23 protein-coding genes are annotated in these 22,120 nt (G+C 70.0%); 11 read left to right on the top strand and 12 right to left on the bottom strand.

From position 1 onward, the window contains the following. Window positions 1–9: 9 nt before the first annotated feature. Window positions 10–1,179 (bottom strand): FIST N-terminal domain-containing protein, encoded by a 1,170-nt coding sequence (locus tag ASG52_RS11055; protein ID WP_156383886.1) that lies wholly within the window; start codon window positions 1,177–1,179, stop codon window positions 10–12. A gap of 272 nt (window positions 1,180–1,451) precedes the next feature. Here ASG52_RS11055 and ASG52_RS11050 point away from each other — a divergent pair, with 272 nt between their 5' ends. Then, window positions 1,452–3,059, top strand: a complete 1,608-nt coding sequence (locus tag ASG52_RS11050; RefSeq protein WP_082552497.1) for a putative bifunctional diguanylate cyclase/phosphodiesterase — start codon at window positions 1,452–1,454, stop codon at window positions 3,057–3,059. Window positions 3,060–3,281: 222 nt separating this feature from the next. Here ASG52_RS11050 and ASG52_RS11045 read toward each other — a convergent pair whose 3' ends face one another. Next, on the bottom strand, window positions 3,282–3,911 hold the full coding sequence (locus ASG52_RS11045) for a sigma-70 family RNA polymerase sigma factor (protein WP_056242857.1): 630 nt from the start codon (window positions 3,909–3,911) through the stop codon (window positions 3,282–3,284). A 202-nt stretch (window positions 3,912–4,113) separates the two neighbouring features. On the opposite strand from ASG52_RS11045, the gene ASG52_RS11040 reads away from it, so the two are divergent. The 7 genes from ASG52_RS11040 to ASG52_RS11010 all read left to right on the top strand — a co-directional run bounded on the left by ASG52_RS11040 (window position 4,114) and on the right by ASG52_RS11010 (window position 8,664). Further along, on the top strand, window positions 4,114–5,574 hold the full coding sequence (locus ASG52_RS11040; protein ID WP_056243218.1) for a helix-turn-helix transcriptional regulator: 1,461 nt from the start codon (window positions 4,114–4,116) through the stop codon (window positions 5,572–5,574). A gap of 88 nt (window positions 5,575–5,662) precedes the next feature. Further along, on the top strand, window positions 5,663–5,842 hold the full coding sequence (locus ASG52_RS11035) for a CsbD family protein (protein WP_056242855.1): 180 nt from the start codon (window positions 5,663–5,665) through the stop codon (window positions 5,840–5,842). A 57-nt stretch (window positions 5,843–5,899) separates the two neighbouring features. Beyond that, window positions 5,900–6,268: a CsbD family protein gene (locus ASG52_RS11030; protein WP_056242853.1), complete on the top strand. Its 369-nt coding sequence runs from the start codon at window positions 5,900–5,902 to the stop codon at window positions 6,266–6,268. Between the two features lie 51 nt (window positions 6,269–6,319). Beyond that, window positions 6,320–7,243: a hypothetical protein gene (locus ASG52_RS11025; RefSeq protein WP_056242851.1), complete on the top strand. Its 924-nt coding sequence runs from the start codon at window positions 6,320–6,322 to the stop codon at window positions 7,241–7,243. An 83-nt stretch (window positions 7,244–7,326) separates the two neighbouring features. Next, window positions 7,327–7,527, top strand: coding sequence for a CsbD family protein (locus ASG52_RS11020; protein WP_056242849.1), 201 nt, complete (start codon window positions 7,327–7,329; stop codon window positions 7,525–7,527). A 65-nt stretch (window positions 7,528–7,592) separates the two neighbouring features. After that, complete coding sequence (locus ASG52_RS11015; RefSeq protein ID WP_056242847.1) at window positions 7,593–7,976, top strand: CsbD family protein; 384 nt, start codon at window positions 7,593–7,595, stop codon at window positions 7,974–7,976. Between the two features lie 181 nt (window positions 7,977–8,157). After that, on the top strand, window positions 8,158–8,664 hold the full coding sequence (locus ASG52_RS11010) for a hypothetical protein (RefSeq protein ID WP_056242845.1): 507 nt from the start codon (window positions 8,158–8,160) through the stop codon (window positions 8,662–8,664). Window positions 8,665–9,063: 399 nt separating this feature from the next. Here ASG52_RS11010 and ASG52_RS11005 read toward each other — a convergent pair whose 3' ends face one another. Beyond that, window positions 9,064–9,264: a hypothetical protein gene (locus ASG52_RS11005; protein ID WP_056242843.1), complete on the bottom strand. Its 201-nt coding sequence runs from the start codon at window positions 9,262–9,264 to the stop codon at window positions 9,064–9,066. 193 nt (window positions 9,265–9,457) lie between these two features. Here ASG52_RS11005 and ASG52_RS11000 point away from each other — a divergent pair, with 193 nt between their 5' ends. Continuing rightward, complete coding sequence (locus ASG52_RS11000; protein WP_056242840.1) at window positions 9,458–10,417, top strand: DUF6925 family protein; 960 nt, start codon at window positions 9,458–9,460, stop codon at window positions 10,415–10,417. 168 nt (window positions 10,418–10,585) lie between these two features. Here the strand turns inward: ASG52_RS11000 and ASG52_RS10995 are convergent, their stop codons facing one another. Next, entirely contained in the window at window positions 10,586–12,445 is a 1,860-nt protein-coding gene (locus ASG52_RS10995; protein WP_082552496.1) for an outer membrane protein assembly factor BamB family protein, read from the bottom strand. Window positions 12,446–12,527: 82 nt separating this feature from the next. Between ASG52_RS10995 and ASG52_RS10990 the strand changes: the two genes are divergently transcribed. Continuing rightward, complete coding sequence (locus tag ASG52_RS10990; protein ID WP_056242836.1) at window positions 12,528–12,812, top strand: hypothetical protein; 285 nt, start codon at window positions 12,528–12,530, stop codon at window positions 12,810–12,812. A gap of 45 nt (window positions 12,813–12,857) precedes the next feature. Here ASG52_RS10990 and ASG52_RS10985 read toward each other — a convergent pair whose 3' ends face one another. The 8 genes from ASG52_RS10985 to ASG52_RS10950 all read right to left on the bottom strand — a co-directional run bounded on the left by ASG52_RS10985 (window position 12,858) and on the right by ASG52_RS10950 (window position 21,663). Further along, window positions 12,858–13,955, bottom strand: a complete 1,098-nt coding sequence (locus tag ASG52_RS10985) for a calcium-binding protein (protein WP_200945593.1) — start codon at window positions 13,953–13,955, stop codon at window positions 12,858–12,860. Window positions 13,956–14,103: 148 nt separating this feature from the next. Then, on the bottom strand, window positions 14,104–15,261 hold the full coding sequence (locus ASG52_RS10980; protein WP_056242833.1) for a sensor histidine kinase: 1,158 nt from the start codon (window positions 15,259–15,261) through the stop codon (window positions 14,104–14,106). A 130-nt stretch (window positions 15,262–15,391) separates the two neighbouring features. Next, window positions 15,392–15,778 (bottom strand): hypothetical protein, encoded by a 387-nt coding sequence (locus ASG52_RS10975; RefSeq protein WP_056242830.1) that lies wholly within the window; start codon window positions 15,776–15,778, stop codon window positions 15,392–15,394. A 77-nt stretch (window positions 15,779–15,855) separates the two neighbouring features. Beyond that, the gene (locus ASG52_RS10970; protein WP_082552495.1) at window positions 15,856–17,526 is read right to left on the bottom strand and encodes a methyl-accepting chemotaxis protein; all 1,671 of its coding nucleotides are present in this window, start codon (window positions 17,524–17,526) and stop codon (window positions 15,856–15,858) included. Window positions 17,527–17,860: 334 nt separating this feature from the next. Continuing rightward, window positions 17,861–20,212, bottom strand: a complete 2,352-nt coding sequence (locus tag ASG52_RS10965; RefSeq protein WP_056242829.1) for a xanthine dehydrogenase family protein molybdopterin-binding subunit — start codon at window positions 20,210–20,212, stop codon at window positions 17,861–17,863. After that, window positions 20,209–20,685: a (2Fe-2S)-binding protein gene (locus tag ASG52_RS10960; RefSeq protein ID WP_056243214.1), complete on the bottom strand. Its 477-nt coding sequence runs from the start codon at window positions 20,683–20,685 to the stop codon at window positions 20,209–20,211. The genes ASG52_RS10965 and ASG52_RS10960 overlap by 4 nt, the downstream gene beginning before the upstream one ends. A 406-nt stretch (window positions 20,686–21,091) precedes the next feature. After that, complete coding sequence (locus ASG52_RS10955) at window positions 21,092–21,442, bottom strand: hypothetical protein (protein WP_056242825.1); 351 nt, start codon at window positions 21,440–21,442, stop codon at window positions 21,092–21,094. Between the two features lie 11 nt (window positions 21,443–21,453). Beyond that, on the bottom strand, window positions 21,454–21,663 hold the full coding sequence (locus tag ASG52_RS10950) for a hypothetical protein (protein ID WP_056242823.1): 210 nt from the start codon (window positions 21,661–21,663) through the stop codon (window positions 21,454–21,456). A gap of 194 nt (window positions 21,664–21,857) precedes the next feature. Here ASG52_RS10950 and ASG52_RS10945 point away from each other — a divergent pair, with 194 nt between their 5' ends. Then, window positions 21,858–22,103, top strand: coding sequence for a hypothetical protein (locus tag ASG52_RS10945; RefSeq protein ID WP_056242822.1), 246 nt, complete (start codon window positions 21,858–21,860; stop codon window positions 22,101–22,103). Window positions 22,104–22,120 lie beyond the last annotated feature (17 nt).

Here is a 22,120-nt window from a genome sequence, read left to right as displayed (position 1 = left end):
CTCCGACTCTCATGGGGTCTCGGCCCGGCCGATCGCGATGCCTGTAAACGTCTGGTTGAGATGCATCGAGCGGTACTGCTCGCCGTAGGTCTCGAACCCGACGACGCCGTAGCGGCGATAGAGGTCGGCGATGCGGTGGCGCACCTGCCGGCTCTCGGCATCGAGGCGGCGAAACACGCAGTCGAAGCCGATGACGAGATCGAGCCCACCGAGCGCCACGTCGAGGGCGTCGAGTTCGGCCCGCGTCGCCTCGACGATGTCGCGGGGTTGCGCGAGCGTCATCACCACGCCCTCGCCGATGGCGCAGAAGAAGGTCAGCGAGCCGTCCGGCTCGACCCGGCTGATCGAGCGGCAGTAATACTCGCCGCCGATCTTCACCGCGAGCGGGTAGGCCGCGAAGCTCATCGGCGTCAGGCGCTCGGGATCGAGCCCGACCGCCATGGCGTATTCCCGCGCCGCCGGTTCGGCGTTGAGTTCGTAGACGCGCCGCTCCTCCTCGCGGGCGGCGGTGACGACGAAGCGGCGGCTCGTCGGCTCGAAGTTGTCGCTCTTGAAGATGCGGATCGGGAAATCGGTCTCGACCAGCAAGATGATCGCGGCATCGCGATGCGCCTGGCCGTCGTGGATCAGCACCGTCGAGGCGAAGGCGAGGTCGTCGCCGGCCGAGCCGCCGATCAGCGGAATGCCGTCGAGCGCCCAGGCCACCGCCGAGACCACGGTCTCCTCGGCGTTCGACAGCGCGTCGATCATCGAGATCGCGAAGCGGTGGCCGGTGCCGCCGTCCGTGCGCCCCTGGTCGAGCAGGCGGCGAAGGCCCCGCACGGTCGAGGCCGCGCCCTCGACGTCGAGCCGGGCGATCCGGGTCAGCACTCCGGCGACGATGCGAAACCCCCGGCGGGGAAAGGCGATGGCGACGAGGCCGCGGTCGATCGGACCGGCGGGGCTGATCCCGCCCGAGGTGGTGCAGCCGCTCACCCCCACGCCGGGGAAACTCGCCGCGAGTGCCGCCGTCAGCATGTCGGTGTCGTAGGCCGGCGAGAAGAACACGATGATGTGACCGACGCCGTCGCGCTCGATCGCGCCGGCGAGCGCCGCTACGGCCTCCTCGGCCCCGGCCGCATCGGTCCAGGCGGTCTGTATTCCGCACAGATGCCGACGCATCTGCGTGCCCTGCACCACCGCGTCCCTCCCTCGAACGGGTCTGTTCCGGTGGCCCGGCCGCCCTTGCTCTTGAGGAAACAACTATGTGCGCGACGTCCCGCGCCTGCAATGGGACATCTCGGCAAAACTGGGGGCCCGCCCGGCCAATCGAAGGATCGGTCGGAGAATACGCTGGCGGCGGCGTTACCGCGCCGGTCACCATAGATGTCCGGCGCCTGTACCGGTCAGGGCCGGATTAAGTCCGTCTTAGGACCTTTGACGATTGGTTATGGGCTGGGCAGGAGCAGCGCATGGCTGACAAACGCAAGGCCAGTTGGGGCAGCGGGGAGCTGTACGACCTCCTGTGCCTGATGATGCTCGGCACCTGCGTCTGGGTGCTCGGCGTGCAGCTCGGCGCCTTCCGCTGGGTCGATCGCATCATCCTCGACCACAATCTCTCCGACGTGTTCAAGCTCGGCTTCTTCATGGGGATGGGCGCCGTCGCGGCGAGCGTCTCGAAGTCGATCCGGCTGTTGAAGGCGATGCGCGAGCGCGACGCCGCCGAGGCGCAGGCCGCCGAGACCGCCCGGCACGATCCGCTCACGGGATTGGCCAACCGCCGCCTGTTCACCGAGCGCCTGGAGGAACGCCGCGCGGCGGGCTCGACCGGGCGCCTCGCGGTGCTCGTGATCGATCTCGACCGGTTCAAGCCGGTCAACGAACTCTACGGTTACGAGGCCGGCAACGCCGTGCTGCGCGCGGTCGGCGAGCGGTTGGGCCGTACGCTGCCCGAAGGCAGCACCGTGGCGCGCCTCGACGGCGACGAGTTCGCCGCCCTGGTCGAGACCGGCACCGGCGGCGAGGGTCTGGCCCGCCTCGCGCAGGGCGTGATCACGGCGCTCTCCGCCCCGGTCGCGTGGCACGGCCACGAGATCAAGGTCGGCGCCACCGTCGGCATCGCCGCCGCCGACGCCGACGACGGCACTGCGGGAGCGGTGCTGCACGCCGCCGACCTCGCCATGGTCCAGGGCAAGCGCGACGGGCGCGGCACCTACCGGGTGTTCGAGTCCGCCATGGACGAGGCGCTCAAGGCCCGCGCCCGGCTGGAGGCGGATCTGCGCGTTGCGATCGATACCGGGCAGATCGAGCCCTACTACCAGCCGGTCGTGGCGCTGCCCGGCCAGACCGTCACCGGGTTCGAGGTCCTGGCCCGCTGGCGCCATCCCGAGCAGGGCCTGTTGATGCCCTCGACCTTCATCCCGGTCGCGGAAGAGACCGGGATGATCGGCGACCTCAGCTACCTGATCCTGCGCCGCGCTTGCCTCGACGCCCGCGCGTGGCCGGCTCACCTGCAACTCGCCGTCAACATCGCGCCCCAGCAGTTCCAGGATTCCGATCTGGCGCTGCGCATCCTGGCGATCCTGACCGAGACCGGCTTCCAGGCCCACCGCTTGGAGGTCGAGATCACCGAGACCGCGATCGTGCAGGATCTGGAGGCGACCCGCGCGACGCTCGGGGCGTTGCAGACGCTCGGCGTGCGCGTCGCCCTCGACGATTTCGGCACGGGCTATTCCAGCCTCTACCACCTGCGGGAACTCCGCTTCGACAAGCTGAAGATCGACCGCTCCTACGTGAACTCCATCGCCGAGGGCGACGAGCGGGCCAAGTTGGTCGACGCGATCATCAAGCTCGGCTCCAGCCTCGGCCTCGTCACCACGGCGGAGGGCATCGAGACCGAGACCAGCGTCGATTGGCTGGCGAGCCAGGGCTGCGATTACGGCCAGGGCTACCTGTTCGGGAAGCCGATGCCGCGGGCCGAGATCGAGCGCCGGCTCGTGGAAGGTCTGCTCGACACCGGCCCGGCCGCGCCGAAGCCGGAGATCGGCCCGCGCACGGTCCTCACCGAGAAGGCCGCCTAAACGGATCGGATTTTTTTAGCCGATCCCGTCGAATCGCTTCGGCTTGCCGCCCCTCCCCGTCGCCGCCAGGCGAAGACGAAGCGATCCAGGGCGCGACCTTTTAGAGAGAAGCGAGAGCGCGCCGACGACGCGGTTCCCCGCGTCTCTGTCGGACACTGCGGGACGGCTCGAGCGCTCACGCCGCTCCATGACCGGATGGAGCGAAGACCGATCGCATGCCGCTCACACCGGCCCGAGATCGCGAGCGAGCCGGTCGTGCGCCTGATCGAGGCGATCCCGCACCGTCTCCACCGCGCAATCGACGATCGCCGCCGCGGCTTCTAGGGACAGGCCCTCGACGGTCACCAGCAGCAGCGTCTCGCGTTGGGCGTGGCTGAGCCGGTCCACCGCGTCCCGCACCGCGCTCCGCTCGGGTGAGCCGCCCTCCCCCGCATCCGCGTCGCCGGACTCCGGTGTGGGCTCGGCGGCGCCGCGCCGCCGCTCGTGCAGGTAGGTCCGGCGGAGCACCGCGAACAGCCACGCGGCGAGCGCCGGGCCGCCGGGCAGATGCTCCCGCTTCTCCCAGGCCTTGAGCAGGGTGGTCTGGACGAGGTCGTCCGCCTCGATCCGATCGCAGGAGAGCGAGGCGGCGTAGCGGCGCAGTCGCGGCACGAGGTCGATCAGGTCAGCCCGGATGGTGGCCCGGACCGGACGTTCGACCGCGGCGGCGTCGAGGGCCGCCGTGAGCCGCGCCAGCATCCGCCCGAGGCGGGTGTCCAGGGCTGGTGCGACCGTGGCGGGGTAGCCGTCGCGCAACCGATCGACCAGCCGGGCCCGATCGTCCGCTTCGTCCGAAGTCTGAAATGACGGCATCCGTCGCCTCGTAGGAAGGCGTTTTGCTGGAACGGTTGGCAGGATCGGCAAGCCCCCGCTTTATCATTGATCGATCACGAGCACGTCAATGATACGAATATACCAGTGAGGGATCCGAAAATGATGGAACCGGCTCGTGCGCAACCCGTTTTTGCACCGCCATCAAAGGGATGGCATGTGACGCGAAAGGGTGGTTCCGGCCGTGACCGCGGGTGTCGACAGGCATGAACTGAGGCAGATCATCGCCGGATTGAGCGAGGGTGTGATCCTGGTCGAGCCCGACCAGTCCATCGCCTACGCCAACGCGGCGGCGCTCGCCATGCACGGAGCCGAGAGCCTGGAAGAGCTCGGGCCGACGGTCGATGCCTACCGCGAGCGCTTCGCCCTGCGCTACCGCAACAACAAGACGCCCAACCACTACCCGATCGAGCGGGTGGTCGATGGCGAGAGCTTCCACGACGTCATCGTCGAGGTGAGCCGCACCGACCGGCCCGACGTCGAGTTCGTCCATTCCCTGCGCAGCATCGTGGCGACCGATCGCGAGGGCAAGCCGAGCTGCCTCGCGCTGATCCTCAAAGACGTGTCCGACCAGTTCGAGGCCGAGGAGCGCTTCGAGGCGACCTTCAACGCCAACCCGGCCCCCGCCGTCATCACCCGGCTGTCGGACCTGCGCCACGTCAAGGTCAATATCGGCTTCCTCGAGATGACCGGCTTCACCCGCGACGCGGTGCTGGGGCGCAGCGTCTACGAGGTCGACGTGCTGGCGGGCGCCCGCAGCCGCGAGCTGGCGATTTCCCGGCTCAACGAGGGCGGCACCATCCCGCAGATGGAGGCCTGCCTCGAAACGCCCGACGGAGGCACCCGCTTCGTCATCGTCGCCGGCCAGCCCATGGCGATGGGCGACGAACCCTGCATGCTCTTCACCTTCGCCGACCTCGAACTGCGCAAGAAGGCCGAGACGGCGCTCCGCCAGAGCGAGGAGCGGTTCGCCAAGGCGTTCCGCCTCACCCCCGTGCCGACCCTGCTGGTGAGGGCCGACGGCCACGCCATCACCGGAATCAACGAGGCCTTCGCGCGCGTCTTCGGCTTCGAGGAGGAGCAGGTGGTCGGTCGTACGCTGGACGAGACCGGCCTCTGGGTCTCGGCCGAGCAGCGCGAGCGGTTCGAGACGGCGCTGGCGCGCAACGGCTGCGTCCTCGGCATCGAAGCCTGCCTGCGCCACGCCCGGGCGTCGAACCTCGACTGCATGGTTTCCGCCGAGCGCGTGAGCATCAACGACGACGCGTTCGTGTTGCTCGTTCTGCAGGACATCACCGAGCGCAAGCATACCGAGCGCGAGCTGTTCGACGCGATCGAGGCGGTGATGGCCGACACCTCGTGGTTCAGCCGCGGCCTGATCGAGAAGCTGGCCAACCTCCGCCGCCCCGGCCGCGACGACGGCGACGGCTCGGTGCCGAACCTGACCGTCCGCGAGCGCCAGATCCTCAACCTAATCTGCGCCGGGCTCGACGACGACGCCATCGCGAAGAAGCTCGGCTTGTCGCGCAACACCGTGCGCAACCACGGCGCCGCGCTCTACCGCAAGCTCGGCGTCCATCGCCGCACCGAGGCGGTGGTCTGGGGCCGCGAGAACGGCTTTCCGATCACCGCATCCGGTCCATAAATACCGACATACCGGTACTTTTGAACTATTGATCCGGCGAAGCTGGTGCACATCTCGAAGTCGGTTCGAGGGCTTTCCAAGCCGAGGGATGTCCAGAAAACGGAGATCTCCGACCCAGACTTCGCATTCCACTTCCGCCGACGCCCTCAAGGGCTCGACGAAGGAGGCCATCGGCAAACTCACCGGTAAGGACCGGGTCGAGGCCGAGGGCCGGCGTCAGACGCGCAAGGCGACACCGCCCAAGGGCTTCAAGCCCCGCGCCGACTGAGCGAACCCGGCGCCCCCTGGCGCCGGTCCATCCCAAAGATCATCCGAGGAGATTCACATGGTCGATACCGACAGGATCACGGGCGCCGCGCAGGAGCTCGGCGGCAAGATTCAGGGCGCCGTCGGCGACCTGACCGGCCGCAAGGGCGAATCGGTCGAGGGCCGCGTGCGCGAGGCCCAGGGCACCGCCGAGAACCTCTACGGCCAGGCCAAGGACGGTGTCCGCCACGCCGCCGACCGGGCCCACGACTACGCCGACGACGCCTACGACTACGCTGAGGACGCCTACGGGCGCGGCGCGCGCTCCCTGCGCCGGGGCACCCGCGAGGTCAGCCAGCAGGTCGCCGAGTACCCGCTCGCCTCGCTGCTGATCGCCGGCTTCGTCGGCTTCGGCATCAGCCTGCTCGTCAACGCCAACCGCGACTGAGCGGCCTCTTCACCTTCCCACCACCGACGACCAACCCACCGGAGTGACAGCGTGACCACCATCAAACCCGCAACCGCACCCCTCGCGGCGGACGCACAGGCCGACACCCGTGCCGTCCTTCTCAACACCGTGTCGTGGGGCGCCATCTTCGCGGGCGCCGTCACGGCCCTCGTGACGCAGGTCGTCGTCAACCTGATCGGCGTCGGCACCGGCCTTTCCGCGGTCGGTCCCGTCGCCGCCGACAACCCCTCCGCCTCGACCGTCTCCCTCGGGGCCGGGCTGTGGTTCGTCGGCTCCGGCATCGTCGCCTCGCTCGTCGGCGGCCTCATTGCCGGCCGCCTCTCCGGCAAGCCGCTGCCCGGCGCGGCCGCTCTGCACGGCCTCGTCTCCTGGGCGGTGACGACCCTCGTCGTGCTCTACCTGCTGACCTCCGCGGCGACCGGGCTCGTCGGCGGCGCGCTCGGTACGGTCTCGGGCGCGCTCGGCGGCGCGGGCAACCTCGTCGGCGGCACGATCCAGACGGCGGCGCAGGCCGCGGCCCCGTCGCTGTCGAAGATCTCCAACCCGCTCGACGGCATCGAGCAGAAGGTCCGCGAGCAGTCCGCCGGCCAGGACCCGCAGGCCGCCCGTGACGCCGCGGTGGCGGCGGTGCGCGCCGTGCTGACCGGTGATGCCGCCCAGAAGGAACAGGCCAAGAACCGCGCCGCCGACGCGCTGGCCAAGGCGCAGGGCATCTCGCCGGATCAGGCCAAGGCCCAGATCGACGACTACCAGAAGCAGTACGAGCAGGCCGTCGCCACTGCCAAGAAGAAGGCCGAGGAGACCGCCGTCACCGCCAAGTCGGCCGCGACCCAGGGCGCCTTCTACGCTGCCCTGGCCCTCGTCCTCGGCGCGCTCGCCGGCTTCCTCGGCGGTCGCCTCGGCGCCCCGAAGCCCGTCACGTTGGTCGGCGCCTACGACGCCCGCCGCACCTAAAACCGCCTCTCGGCTCCCGCCTCCGGGCGGGGGCCTCACCCGACCGGCGACAGCCGGCCATCGACGACAAAGGAGACCATCAGATGAGCAGCACCACCGACAAGCTGAAGGGTCTGGCGAACGAGACCGTGGGCAACATCAAGCAGGGCGTGGGCAACGTCACCGGCAACGACAAGCTCGTCGCCGAGGGCAAGGCCCAGGAGTTGAAGGGCGAGACCCAGAAGACGGTCGGCGAGGCCAAGGACGGCGTGAAGAACGTCGCCGACAAGATCACCGGCCGCTGAGCGACCTCGAACGCGACGGCGGGGCCGTGCGGCCCCGTCCCTCTCACTTTCGACAGGAGTCCCTCATGAACCGCGACCATTTCCGCGGCGCCTCCCGCCACATCAAGGGCCGTGCCCAGACCACTGTGGGCGGCCTCACCGGAGACCCCGCCCGCCAGATCCGCGGCGCCGTCAACCAGATCGCCGGCGGCGCGCAATACGCTTACGGCCGTGCCCGCGACCGGGCCGAGGACATCGCCGACGACGGGCGCCACTTCGTCCACGCCGCCCGCGACCACGCGGACGGGCTCATCGACGACGGTCGCCGCCTCGCACGCGAGACCGCCCGCCGCGGCGAGATTTTGGGCCGCACCGCGCTGCGCCGCGCCGATGCCAACCGCACCGGCAACCTGCTCGGCCTCGCCGCCCTCGCCTTCTCAGCCGGCTGGCTCGCCCGCCGGGCCCGCTGATTTTTTAGATATTTCGGCGCGTGAGAGGGTGTGGCGTGGGGGAAACCCGCCACGCCCTTTCTTCTGCGCAAGCCGGGTCGGGAGAACCGACGCAGCCCAACGTCCGAGGGGCGGCGCGCAAAAGCTTCACAGGCGGCGGGGGCGAAGCGGAACGATAAGCTTGGCCTCACGTTCTGCAAGCATGGAACACTACAAGTCCACCCTCGGCGTGACCGCCGCTGCAATATCCGCGCTGGTCCTGGCCGCCCAGATCATGCACGCGGGCCCGTTCGCCGCTTCTCCGCCGCGGGTGGAGCGGGTGGTCGCCGTTGTCGATGCCGTCGAGGACACCGCCTGGGTCAACCCTCCGGCCCGTCCGCAAATCGAGGCGGCGGCGCAACGTGTGCAGGCCGAGCCCGAAGCGAAGCCAGTCGAGACGCCGGTCTCGCCGGTGGCCCAGGCCATCGCCCCGGTCGCGGCGCAGACGCTGGCGCGCGAGGCGGCTTCTGCGCCGCGCAAGGTAGCGTCGGCCCAGCGCCGCAAGGCCGCCCAGCGCGCGGCCCGCACCCGGCACGCCACGCTGGAGACGCGCCTGGCCGCAGAGGCCGCCGTCGCGCAGCCCGCGCCGGCGCAGACGCCCGCCGAGCCGAAGCGGATCGATCCCATCGGCGACATCATCCGCGGCCTCGGCTTCGGCGGTCAGGGCTGAGTTTTTCCAGCGCTTGGTCACGGGGCACCCTACCCAATCCCCTCATCCTGATGTGCGAAGCGTCGAAGGAAGGCTCCGGGGATATCGCTGGGCCAACGGGCATCCTCCTCCGAGGCCCGCCGAGGCAGGAAGGAATGAGGGGGAGCGGTAGGATAAAAAAGGCGACCCGACGCTGTCTGACGCATCCGCGCAACAGCCCTGGCGTGTTCGGTCGCTGCGGCGGAACGCTCCGTGGCCGGGCGGGTCCAGGGCGGCTAAGCGCCGGGCATGGATATCATCGCCCTCACCGTCATGGCCTCCGCCACCGTCTTTTCCGGCTTCGTCGTACTCGTCGGCTGGCGCTGAAACGGCGCGTCGCCCCAGCGGCAGGGCGCCGGGGCGTCGATTCTTCGCTTCCGCTCAGCTGAACGAGCCGAAACCCTCGAAATCGCTCGACGGCGCGACGACACGGGTGCCCTCCGGCACGGTGTCGGGCGCCTTCGCGTTCGCCGCCGGCGCCTTGGCGAGGCCCGCGAGGCGGTGGCCCGAGGCGGCGGGCCGGCCGGTCCGCTTCGGTGCGGATGGGGAGAAGCGGCCGATCGTGTGGCTGTGGTCGCGCAAGTCCTTCTCCCTGTTTCGTTGGCCCTCGCGAAGATAAAACTTCGGGGCGTATGCTTCGGATCGTGCAGGCAACGCGGCATATCTGCCTCCGTTCCGGGCACAGAGCCGCCGAATCGGTCACGATCCGCCGCGTTGCTGGCTGGTGGTCCTCGACCCTGGTACCCCTCGGGACGGATCGCAGAGGAGAACCACGATGCGGCCCGCGCCGGTCGAATTGCATGCGGAAGCGGTCGCACGTCTCCTGCGGGCGGCGCTCGCCGATCCGGGGACTGCCTGGAGCCTCGGCAGCTTCGGCGCCATCGCCGAGTTCGTGCGCGATCCCGACGAGGCGGTGACGGCCCTGCCCGACGCGCGTCTGGGCCTCGCTACCGCCCGCGGCGCCATCGCCCTCGACGTGCTGCCCGAACTGCGCCCGCTGGCCTACGAAACCGCCTTCGCCTCCGGCTGGAACCACGCCGTCGCCCTGTGCCTGCCGGCTGGATCCTGCGCCATGGGCCGCCGCACCGTCGTGACCGAACTTGGCCCCGACACGCAGGCCGCCCGCGCCGAGGACCGGGACGCGGTGCTGTTCGATCTCGGTCTTGGTCTCTCGGCGGTCGATGCCTGCGTGCGCACGCGCGATCCGGCATCCCTCGCCTGCCTGCGGGCGGGCGTCGGCCGGCCGCTGTTCGACCACGCCAACCCGATCGGCCCGCAACTCGTGGCGATGAGCCCGCACCGGGTTTTCGTCGCCCGCTTCGGCCGGATCGAGGTGTTTTCCGCGATCCCCGGCGCCGGCGGCACCAGCCCCGAAGGACCGCACACCCACGTCCTGCCGAAACTCCTGAAGGGCGGGCGCACGCATGCTGCGACGACGCCGATCCCGGCCGGCCTCGTGCCCTGCGGCGCGATCCATCCGCCGCATCCCTACAAGGATGGGATGGGAATGCGCATCCCGTTCGAGCCGGCCCGGCTCGCGGCTTTCCAGACGTTGCTGGAGCGCTGGGCCGATCCCGACTGGCTGGCGATCAAGCGCGGGGCTGATCCGGGTCCCGGCGGGCCGATCTCGCCGAAGCACGCGCAATCGGCCCGCCGGGCGGCGGCGTTGCAGGCGCAATACCTGCACGGTGAGAGCGTCGAGGAGGTACCGGGCGAGGCGGATGAGGAGGCGTAACGGCTTCTCCTACCCACCCCCCTCATCCTGAGGTGCCCGCGCAGCGGGCCTCTAAGGAGGGCTCCAGCGAGCCGCGCGACTTCTGGAGCCCTCCTTCGAGGCTTCGCTACGCTCCGCACCTCAGGATGAGGGGGATGGGTGGGACGGGCCGATGGGCGGCCGAGCCCCTCAGTCCGGCAGCGCGAACACCACCAGCGCGTCGCCCGTGCCGAAGCCCGAGGCCTTGGTGAAGGAGGCGCCGCCGGCCGCTACCGCCACGTACTGGCGGCCATCGACCGCATAGGTGACCGGCGGCCCGCCGATGCCGGCGCCGCATTGGAAGCGCCAGAGGATGTCGCCGGTGGCGGCGTCGTGCGCGTCGAGATGCCCGTCCTCCTCGCCGGAGAAGACGAGGCCGCCCGCGGTCGAGAGCGTGCCGCCGGAGAGCCGGCTGCCGGCCTTTCTCGACCACGCGGCCTTGCCGCTGGCGAGATCCACCGCCGTCAGCGTCGAGAAGGTCGGCTCCCCCCTCGCCTCGCTGGTCTCGGTGTAGCGGATCTCCGGGCGGTTACCGGCGGCCGGGACGGTCTTGACCGTGTAGGTCGCCGCCCCGTGGCGCACCTGGGCGAAGGCGCGGTTCGAGACCGCGTCGTAGGCGACCGGATGCCATGAGATCGCGCCGAGCGGGCCGGGGCTCACCACCGTTCCCTCCGGGCTCGGCGGGGCGAACAGGTTCTTATGCGTGATCAGCGGCTCGGAGCGGGAGATGAGGCGCCCGGTCGCGCGGTCGTGCAGGTAGATGAAGCCGGTCTTGCTCGCCTGGGCCACCGCCTTCACCGGGCCGTCCGGGGTCCGGGCGTCGAGGAGGAAGGGCGGGCTCGCGACGTCGTAGCCCCACTGCTCGTGCGGCACCTGCTGGAAATGCCAGCGGAGCTTTCCGGTCCGCACGTCGAGGGCGACGAGGCTCATGGTGTAGAGGTTGTCGCCGGGCCGGGTCAGCCCGAAGTTCTGCGGCGCCGGGTTGCCGGTACCGAGGAAGATCAGGCCCGAATCGGAATCGTAGGCCGGCGTCATCCACAGCGAGCCGCCGCCGACCTTCCAGGCCTCGCGGTTCTTATCAGTTGCCGCCTTCTCCGCCGCAATGTCGCGGTTGAGCGGGATGCCGTCCGGCGTGGTCTCGGCGAAGACGCCCTCCCAGCCGTCCTCCTTGGTGACGTACCAGCGCCAGCGTTCCTCGCCGGTCTTGGCGTCGTAGGCGGCGAGCCACCCGCGGCGGCCGTAGCCGCCCTCGATGCCGACCACCGAGCCGCCGTCGAGCCCGCCCTTCTCGTCCTCGACATGCAGGCCGTAGCCCGCGCCGGTCACGCCGACCACGACGAGCCCTTCGGCCACCAGCGGCGGCATCTTGAAGCCGAGCCGGCTCGATCCCTGGACCGGCTTGTCGCCGAGACTGGTCGCGAGCGCGGACACCGTCTCGGTCTCGCCCTCCTCCGGGCGCACCGCCTCGAGGTCCCAGACGAGGCGGCCGGTCTTGGCGTCGAGGGCGATCACCCGCCCGTCCATGGTCGCCTCGAACACGAGGCCGCCCGCGACCGCCACGCCCCGGTTCGAGGGCGGCCCGAAGATCTTTTCGGTGCGGGCCTTGTGGGTATAGGTCCACAAGACCTTGCCCGACTTGGCTTCGAGCGCGGCGACATGATTGCCGGTGGTCGAGACGTACATCACGCCCCCGACGATCACCGGCTCGGCCTGGAAATAGCCGGTGATGCCGGTCTGGAAGATCCAGGCGGGCCGCAGCCGCGCGACGTTGCCGCGATCGATGGCCTTCAGCGGCGAGTGGTGGGCGTTGGAGGCGTCGCGCCCGAAGGCCGGCCAGTCCGGGCTCTCGTCCGCCGCCTGGGCGTTTATGGGCAGCAGGAGGAGCAGGGCCGCCCCGAGGGCCCGTACCGGATTCGTCGCGTCTCGCCTCACGTCGCCGTTCCTCCCGCACTTTGTCCCCTGGTTACGGCGGCGCGGGCGGCCTGTCGAACGATCATCCAATGGATACATCCGCCCGTCGGCGCGGTTGCCCAAGCAAATCGAACCGGCAGCCCCCAGGCCGTCGGGCGTCCCCACGACGGAAGGTTCTTCGATGCGTCTCTCGCTTTTCGCCGGCACCCTGGCGCTCACGGTGGCCGGTCTCTCTTCGACGCTCGCCCAGACTCCGGCGGCACCGCCGCAGGCGGCGCCCAGCGCTCCCGTGATCGGCGGCCAGAACAACACCGGCAACGACGGCAATGTCACGATCCCCCGCGGCGCCACCGGCGCCGACACGGTGCAGACGGATTCGGCCGCAGGCGGCAATGCCGGCCAGCCCTCCCGCGCGGTGCCGCAGGGCAGCGCGGGCGGCGGCAGCGGCGGCGGCGGCGGGAACTGAGATCCACGCGCCGCTTCCCCACGGAAGCGGCGCGCCCGACAGCGGTCAGACGATGTGGAAGTCGTCCGCCGTGAGCTTCAGGTGCGGTTTCAGGATCGCGAACTGCACCGCCGCCGCATCGCCCGAGCCGTCGGCGTCGTAGCTGAGGGCACCAGACTTGGCGTCGTAGAGGATGCGGTCGTCCGCATCGTGCGCGACGCTGCCGAGGAAGAAGGCGTCGGCGTCGAGAGCGCCCGCGGCGAGGCCGGCAAAGCCGGTGTGATCGAGTTCGATCGTGTCCTGACCATGCCGGAAATCGGTGATGCGGTCGATTCCGTCGCTGCTCGAATGGGCGAAGACGAAAGTGTCGTCGCCGCTACCGCCGGTCAGCATGTCCTTGCCGGTCCCGCCCTCCAGCCGGTCCCCGCCGTCGCCGCCGGTCAGCACGTCGTTGCCGGCGTCGCCATGCAGGCGGTCGTCGCCTTTGCCGCCCGCTTCGGTGTCGTTGCCGTCACCGCCGTGCAGGTCGTTGTGGCCGGCATTGCCTGTCAGCCGGTCGCCGTGATGCGAGCCCGCGACGTTCTCGATGTTCTTCAGGGTGTCGGCGCCGTCTCCGCTCGCCCGGCCCGTGCCGAGATCGACCGAGATGCCCTTGGCCGCATCGTCGAAATGCGCCGTGTCGATTCCGACGCCGCCGTCGAGGCTGTCGTTGCCCGCGCCGCCCGCGAGGTCGTCGTCGCCGAGGCCCCCGTCGAGGCTATCGTCGCCCGTGCCGCCGTCGAGATCGTCGTGGCCGCCGCCGCCATGCAGGTGATCCGAGCCGCGGCCGCCGTGGATGTGGTCGTCACCGCTGCCGCCGGTGAGGTCGTCACGACCGTCGCCGCCCTTCAGGTCCCGGCCGGCATGATCGTCGCCGAGGAGATGCAGGCCCTTCGAGACCGCGATGGCGGGAAGTGTGAGATCACCGTAGCTCTTTACCGTTCCGTCGGCGAGCGTGACGCTCACGCCCGTCACCGTCCCGGTTTTCGGGTAGGCCCCCTCCGTGCCGAGGCCGGTGCCGATCAGGCTGACGTGACGCACGCCCGCGCCCGTGCCGAGATCGAACGACCATTCGGTCGCGGTGTGATCGGACAGCGTAAACGGACCCTCGAACAGATCTTTCAAATCGTTCAGTTCGAATCTCAGAGACGGCGACTTCTTGGACACGACGGATCTCCTCTGGCGCCGGACTTGTGCGTCCGGTCGTTGATCGGAGGATTATTGCATCGGGAGAACCGTGCAACGATGTCGTGATAAAGTGGCAAACGCGGGCTTAAGTGAAAAGCTCAGTTCGGGGCGCCATCCGCAGCTCGAAGCGGGCGCCCTTCCCCGGCACCAGCACGAGTTCGCCGTCGAGCTGGCGGGCGAGGTTGTTGATCACGCGCATGCCGAGGCTGGTGCGGGCCTTGGTCGGATCGAAGCCGAGGGGCAAGCCGACGCCGTCGTCGGCGACGGCGACGGTGAGGCCGCCGTCGTCGCGGGGATAAGCCTCGACGCGGATTTCGCCCTGTCCATCGGGATAGGCGTACTTCATCGCATTGGTGACGAGTTCGTTGACGAAGAGACCCAGCGGGATCGCGAGGTCGGCCAGGATCGTCACGGCCTCGGCATGACAACGCAGGGCGTTGGCGCCCGCGCTGTCGGAGAGCTTTTCACACAGGGCGGCGAGGAAGCCGGCCAGATCGATCCGGGTGATGTCCGGCTGGCGCCAGAGCTGGTCGTGGACCTGCGCCACCGCCTCGACCCGGGCGCGGGCGTCGGAGAGCGCGCTCTTCACGTCCGCATTGTCAGTGCCGCGCACCTGCAGCGCCAGCAGTCCCGCCACCACCGCGAGGCTGTTCTTGACCCGGTGGCTCATCTCGCGGGTCAGCAGGTCCTGCCGTTCCAGCGCGACCTTGAGCTTGGCCTCCGAGCGCAGCCGCTCGATCGCGCTGCCGAGCAGGCTGGCGAAGCCCTGCATGAAGGCGATGTCGGCCTCGCCGAACACGCCCTCGCGGGTGTCGTCCACCTCCAGCACGCCGTAATGGCCGTCGCGGTTGGTGATCAGCACGTTCACCGCCCGGCGGATGCCGTGGTCGGCCATCAGGGCCGGCGTGCGGAAGCGAGTCTCGTTCTCCAGGTGGTTCGAGATCACCGGTCGGCCGGTCTTCAGCGCGTAGCCCGCGGGCGAGGCGAGGTCGGCGCCGACCACCGCCTTGCCGACGTTGTCCGGCTCCCATCCGACGCCGGCGCAGACGAGGAGCATGTCCTGCGCCGGCTTGTATTCGAGCGCCTTGCAGAACTGCGCCCCCATGCCCGCGGCGCAGAGTTCGGTCGCCCGCTGGAGCAGCGGCAACAGCTCGCTCGCCCGCAGCGCCTCGACGCCGAATTCGGAGAGGAGCACCTGCTGGCGCAGGCGGAGGTCGAGCGCTTCCGGCGGGGTCACGGTCATCGACAAATCGGCTCGGCCTCGGCGGTCAACGGACTTGCGCCCTCGCAAGGCGAGCGTGTCCGCATCCGGGCATACTCGCCTTAACCTACGATATCCCGCCGCAGGTCAAGCCGATTTGCCTGCGCGCCGATCAGGGCTTGGCGTCGACGAGCTTTTCCGCCCGCGCGGTCGCGGCTTCGCAGCCCTTGGCGTCGCCCTTGCCGTCGGCGGTGCGGGCCTCCTCCAGCGCGACCCTCGCCTGCTGGGCCTGATCACCCCCCTTGCCGGCCTCCGCCGACTTCTCGGGCGGGGCCTCGCGCTTGTCGGTCTGGCCGCCGGTGCCGGTCTGGCCCTCGCCCTCGCGATGGGCCGCGATGGTCTTGCTGCCGGTGGAGGCCGAGATCGCCTCGGTGGCCTGCGCCTTCACCCGCCCGTCGAGGGAGGCGATCTTGTCCGAGCAGGGCGAGGCGAGCGCCGGGCCGGCAAAGCTGAGCGCGAGGAACGGGAGGAGGCGGGCGGCGCGTGCGGCCTGCATCATGGAAACGGCTTCCTTAATCGCTGAAGACGATGGGGAAAGCCGCGAGCGGGCGTCCGGGTTGCGAGCCGAATCCGCCTTCAGGCCGCCTTGATGGTCGCCAGGAAGCCCGCGACCGTGGCGCCGAGCCGGTCGGACCGCCGCGAGAGTTCGGAGGCCGAGACCAGGACCTGCGCCGAGGCCGCCCCGGTCTGCCCGGCGATGTCGCGGACGGCGACGACGTTGCCGGCGACCGATTGCGTGGCGAGCGCCGCTTGGTTGACGTTGCGGACGATCTCGTTCGTGGCCGCGCCCTGCTCCTCCATCGCCGCCGCGACGCCGGTCGCGATGGTGCGCAACTCGACGATGGTCTGGCCGATCGCCCGGATGGCGGCCACCGCCTGATGGGTCTGGTCCTGGATGGCGCCGATCTGCTGCGAGATCGTCTGAGTGGCGCGGCTGGTTTGATCGGCCAGCGCCTTGACCTCCCCGGCCACCACGGCGAAGCCCCGTCCCGCCTCGCCCGCGCGGGCCGCCTCGATGGTGGCGTTCAGCGCCAGCAGGTTGGTCTGCCCGGCGATGGCCGAAATCATGCCGACCACGGCGCCGATGCGCTCGGTGCCCTCCGACAGGCTGCGGATGATCCCGTCGGTGCGCGCGGCGTCGGCGGCGGCCCGGTCCGAGATGCCCGACGAATGGGCGACCTGGGCGGCGATCTCCATGATCGAGGAGGCCATTTCCTCGCTGGCAGAGGCGACCGTCTGGACGTTGGCCGACATCTGCTCCGCCGCGCTCGCCACGCTCGCCGATTGCTCGGTCGTGACGGAGGCCGAGGCCGACATGCCGCGGGCGGTCGCCTCCATCTCGGCGGCGGCCGCCGTCAGCGCCCGGGTCAGGCCGGAGACCTCGCCCTCGAAGTCCCGCGTCGCCCGGTCGAGGGTCTGGGCGCGGCGCGTCTTGGCCTCGGTCGCGTCCGCGGCGGCGGCGGTGGCGTCGCGCTCCGCGACCATCGCCTCCTTGAACACCGACACGGCGCGCGCCATGGCGCCGATCTCGTCGCGGCGGCCGGCGCCGTCGATCGGCGCCGTGAGGTCGCCGCCCGCGAGCCGGCCCATCGTCGCGGTGATCCGGTCGAGGGGCCGCACCACGCCGCCCATCACGGTCACGACGCCGAGGCCGAGGCCGCCGCAGGCGAGCAGCAGACAGACGAGCAGCGCCACGCCCAGCCGGTCGGCCTTGACCTGCGAGCGGGTATGTTCCGCGCGAGCCTCGTCGAGCTGGAGCGTGGTGAGCTTCGACATGGCCTCGGTGATCTGCGGCATCCGCATCGTCAGGGTCTCGTGCGCCTCGGCGTGGGCGTCGAGCCGGCCGGCGGACAGATGCCCGGCGAGGTCGGCGACGATCTTGCCGTTGCGCGCGAGATGGCCGCCCATCACGTCGGCGAGCTTCCGTTCGTCCTCGGTCAGCGTCGTCGCAAGGAAGTCGCTCCAGGTCCGGCGCAGGTCGGCAAGGGCGCGCTCGATCGTCTGCGCCGCCGCCTTCGGGGCGCTCTGGCCCTCGACCGCGCCGCGGGACGTCTCGAGGATCTTGTCGGAAAGGTCGCGCATCGTCAGGAACTGGCTCAGCGGCACGAGCCGGTCGTCGTAGGTCGTCTTGAGGCTCGCATTGCTCCAGGCCAGGGCGAGGCCGCCGACGCCTGTGGAGACCAAGAGCAGCAGACCCATGAACGACAGCATGACGATCAGGCGGCTCTTGATCGTGACGGGCAACATCGAGGCGTTTCCTCGTTCTCGCGGGGCGGCGCTGCAATTTCGGATTTCGGTCGAAATCGAATCGAACCGGCGATGCGGTGGCCGCCCTTGCAATAAATTGCCAAACTTGAGGGCCCGTTAACGCAGTTACGCTCCCGCCTCCCCTGTCATCGCTTCGACCCGCTTTCGTATTCGCGAGCGGGTGCAGCGGGCGATGAATACAAGAACGCCCTCGGAAGCGGTCCGCCGAACCTCGTGCAAGGTTCGGCGGACCGCTTCCGAGGGCGCCTGTCGGGCTTACCCGACGAATCGGATGGGCCGATCCCGGCGGCGAGGTCGGGATCGGGGGGACGGATCAGCTGCTGAGCTGATCGCGCAGCGGCAGCTCGCGCACCCGGCGGCCGGTCGCGGCAAAGACCGCGTTGGCGATGGCCGGCGCCACCGGCGGCACGCCCGGCTCGCCGACGCCGCCGAGCGGGCCGTCGAAGGTTCCGGTCGGGACGAGATGCACGCGCACCACCTTCGGGGCGGCGTCGATGCGGGTGATCTCGTAGGTGTCGTAGTTCGACTGCTCGGTGCGGCCGTTCTTGAAGGTGATCTTGGAGGTGAGCGCGAGGCCCATCCCCATGATGACGGCGCCCTCCATCTGCGAGCGGATGCGCTCCGGGTTCACCTGCGGCCCGCAATCGACGGCGATGTCGATGGCGTGGACCTTCACCTGACCCCGGGCATCGACCTCCACCTCGGCCGCGACCGCGGTGTAGGTGACGAAGCTGTAATGGCCGGCGATGCCGAGGCCCCGGCCCTTCTCCAGCTTGCGGCCCCAGCCGGCGCCCTTGGCCACCGTCTCGATCACGTTGCGCAGGCGCCCGGTATCGACGGGGTAGCGCTTCGGGTCCTCGCCGTAGTTCCACACGTCGCCCATCTCGGTCGGATCGATCTTGCGGGCCGGGCCGATCAGGTCGAGCAGGTAATCCTTCGGGTCGCGGCCCGCCGCATGGGCGAGTTCGGCCACGAAGGATTGGATCGCGAAGGCGTGCGGGATGTTCGAGACCGAGCGGAACCAGCCGATCCGGGTGTGGGCGGCGGCTTCCGGGTTCTCCAGACGCACGTTCTTCAGGTCGAACGGGTTGTTGACGAGGCCCATGCCGAGCTCGAACGGCAGCTCGTGCTTGGGATCCGGCGCGAAGATCGAGCCGATCGTCGGTGCCACCGAGCGGTGCAGCCACGCCACCGGCATGCCCTTGTCGTCGAGGCCGGCTTCCAGACGCTCCACCGAGATGGTGTGGAAGTAGCTGTGCTGGATGTCGTCCTCGCGGGTCCAGACGAGCTTGACCGGCGCGCCGTCCACCGCCTGCGAGCAGAGTGCCGCCTCGACCACGTAATCGGGCTTCGACTTGCGACCGAAACCGCCGCCGAGCAGCGTCACGTTCACCCGCACCTTGTCGGCCGGGAGATTGAGGCGCTTCACGAGGCGGTCATGCGCCGCCTGCGGCCCTTGCGTGCAGGCCCAGGCCTCGCAGGCGCCGTCCTTGACGCAGGCGACCGCGGCCGGGTTCTCCATCGGCGCCTGGACGAGGTGGGGGACGAAGTACTCCGCCTCGATCTTGGTCTTGGCGGTCTTCATCGCCGCATCCACGTCACCAGAGACGCGGACCACCTTGCCGGGCTTGCGCGCGGCGGCCTCCAGCTCCTTGCGGAAGGCGTCGGTGTCGTAGTTCGCGTTCGGGCCGTCGTGCCAGGTGATCTTGAGCGCCTCGCGGCCCTTCATCGCCGCCCAGGTGTTCTTCGCCACCACCGCAATGCCGCCGAGCGGCATGAACTCGGAGGGGATCTCACCACCTTCGATTTTTACGGTTTTCACGACGCCGGGGACCTTGAGGGTCGCGGAGTCGTCATAGGACACGACTTTTCCGCCGTAGACCGCCGGACGGGCGACGACGGCGTACAGCATCCCGTCGAGCTTCACGTCGAGGGCGTAGATCGCCTTGCCCGTCGTGATGTCGTGGTTGTCGATGAGGCCGATCTTGCCCTTGCCGATATAGCGGAAGGCTTCCGGCTTCTTGAGCGACACGGTCTCGCGGGCCGGCACCGGCAGGGCGGCGGCGGCCTCGGCGACATCGCCGTAGCCGAGTGTGCGGCCCGACTTGGCGTGGGTGATGACGTGGTTCTCGGCCGTCACCTCGCCCGCCGGCACGCCCCACTGCTTGGCGGCGGCCTGGATCAGCATGAGCTTCGCCGCCGCGCCGACATGGCGGAAGTGCTGGAAGAAGTGGCGGAGCGAGCGCGAGCCGTCGGTGTCCTGGTTGCCGAAGCGCTGCTCGTCGCCCCAGGCCTGAACCACCTTCACCTTCGACCAGTCGGCCTCAAGCTCGTCGGCGACCGTGAAGGCGATCGAGGTGCGCACGCCGGTGCCCATCTCGGAGCGGTGGTTGGTCACCGTCACCGTGCCGTCCTTGGCGATGGCCACAAAAATCTTCGGGTCGTCCCGCCAGCCGTTCGGCATGCCGTCGGCGCCGAATTTCTTGGCCTTCTGCTCCTCGGTCTGGCCCTCGTCGGCCTTGGCCCGGTCGGAGAGCGAGAGGGCAAGCACGAGGGCGCCCATGCCGCCGAGGATGCCGCGGCGGCTGAAATTGTCGATGGCGACGGGGCCGGCGGCGTCCTTGGATGCGGCGCGTTCGGCCATCAGCTTCGCTTCGTGAATCACAGGCGCTCTCCCTTGTTGGCGGGCGCGTTACCGGCGGCCTGATGGATCGCGGCGCGGATGCGCGGATAGGTGCCGCAGCGGCAGATGTTGCCGCTCATGGTCTCGTCGATCTGCTGATCGGTGGGCTTGGGCGTGTCCTTCAGGAGCGCCGCCGCCTGCATGATCTGGCCGGTCTGGCAGTAACCGCACTGGGCGACGTTGAGATCGCGCCACGCCGACTGCACCGGGTGGTTGCCGTCGGGCGAGAGCCCTTCGATCGTAACGATCTCCTGGCCTTCGGCGCCGGAGACCGGGGTGATGCAGGCCCGCGCGGCGGTGCCGCCGATATGGACCGTGCAGGCGCCGCACTGGGCGATGCCGCAGCCGAACTTCGTGCCGGTGAGGCCGAGTTCGTCGCGCAGGTACCACAGCAACGGCATCTCGGGATCGCCGTCGAAGCTGCGTTCGGCTCCGTTGACCGTCAGTTTTATCATCGCTGCCATCTGCCGTTTCAGGATGAGGCGGCTCAGGCGGATGGGAATCCGCCCGAAGACCGATCGTGACTGTCCGTCCCCATGGGGTGCCGTAGCCGGACCGGTCCGGGCGCCGCTGAGCGGGCGGGCCGATGCCGTGGCGACCGGTTTGGCGCGGACCTCAGGAGGCGTCCGCCCGGCTCTTGATGTCAGGCTGCACCGGGACGAGCCCGGCCAGGGACCACGAACGGCCCCGCCTGCATGCATTATCTGGAATTAGTCAGAAGTAGCGCCCCTGACAATCGCGCACGACCGGTCTGCCGCGGCGGATCGGGCCCTTGAACGGTCTCGGGTGGTTCCGGAAGAGCGGTCTGTGCGATCGCGCACATGCGGGCGTGGTGGAGGAGCACCGGCCTCGCCGCAGCGCTCAGCTCCGGCGCCGGTCGGGATCGGCCTTGGCGGCTTCGGGAAGGTCGGCGTACCACTCGGCATAGGGCGTGTTGGCGATCATGCGGCGGTTGAGGTCGGGCGCGCCGTCGGTCCACCAGACCGGGCCGCGCTCGCCGAGCCCGTGCTTGGCGGCATCGACCGCGTCGCGGGCCGCGCGCAACGCCTCCGCCTCGCCGGAACGCTTGGCGGCGCGGACCCCGCGGCGGGCGTCCATCAGTTCCCGGATCAGCCGGTCGCGCCTCACGGGCTCCAAGTCCGGCCGGTGGCGCCGCCACAGCCGGCCGTGGACGACGATGTAGCGCCCGTCCGGGGTCTCCAGCACGCGCATGGCGCTCCCCATCAGGCGAAGTCGGCGAGGTCGTCGGCGATGGCGTCGGGGGCGGTGACCGAGGCGTGACCATCGGCCCAGCGACGGTACTCCGCCGAGCCGGCCGAGTGGGGATTCCTGTCCGCGCCCTCGTGGCGCTCGGCCGCCGCGCGGCCCTCGGCATAGACGGGGTCCTGCGTGACGTCCTGCGCGGTTCCCGGTCCCTCTTCGTTGGCGTCCATGGCCTGCCCTCCCGTTTGACCCGTCTCATCTACCGCTCGGCAGGGCCTCGGCGAGGGGCGCACAAACAAGGCTTTTGGGCCGGGCGGTGGAACCGGTGGGAGCGCGACGATTTCGTTCGGACGGAGTTCACCTGACACGCCGCACAGCTCGACGTGACGCCGACCCCACCAAGACACGGCCCCGAGGACGCCCGATGAGTCGCCTGGACGAACTGAAGAACGACCCCGCCTTCCGCCAAGCCGTCCTCGCGGTGCGCGGCGCGGCCAGCACGCTCAGCGGCCGGGCCATGACCCACGAGGAGGCCGAACTCCTCGTGAGTTTCGCGCTTGCGACCTTCGCCAATGCCGGAGGTTTGGGCGAGCCGAGCCTGTCGCGCCTGTCGCGCTTCGCCGGCAAGGTCGAGCCCGATGCCGGCATCGAGAGCATGATGCGGCACTGAACGGCGTGCGGCTCGCG

The organism is Methylobacterium sp. Leaf456 (assembly GCF_001425465.1).
GTDB lineage: Bacteria > Pseudomonadota > Alphaproteobacteria > Rhizobiales > Beijerinckiaceae > Methylobacterium.
This window is presented reverse-complemented; position numbering and strand designations above follow the sequence as displayed.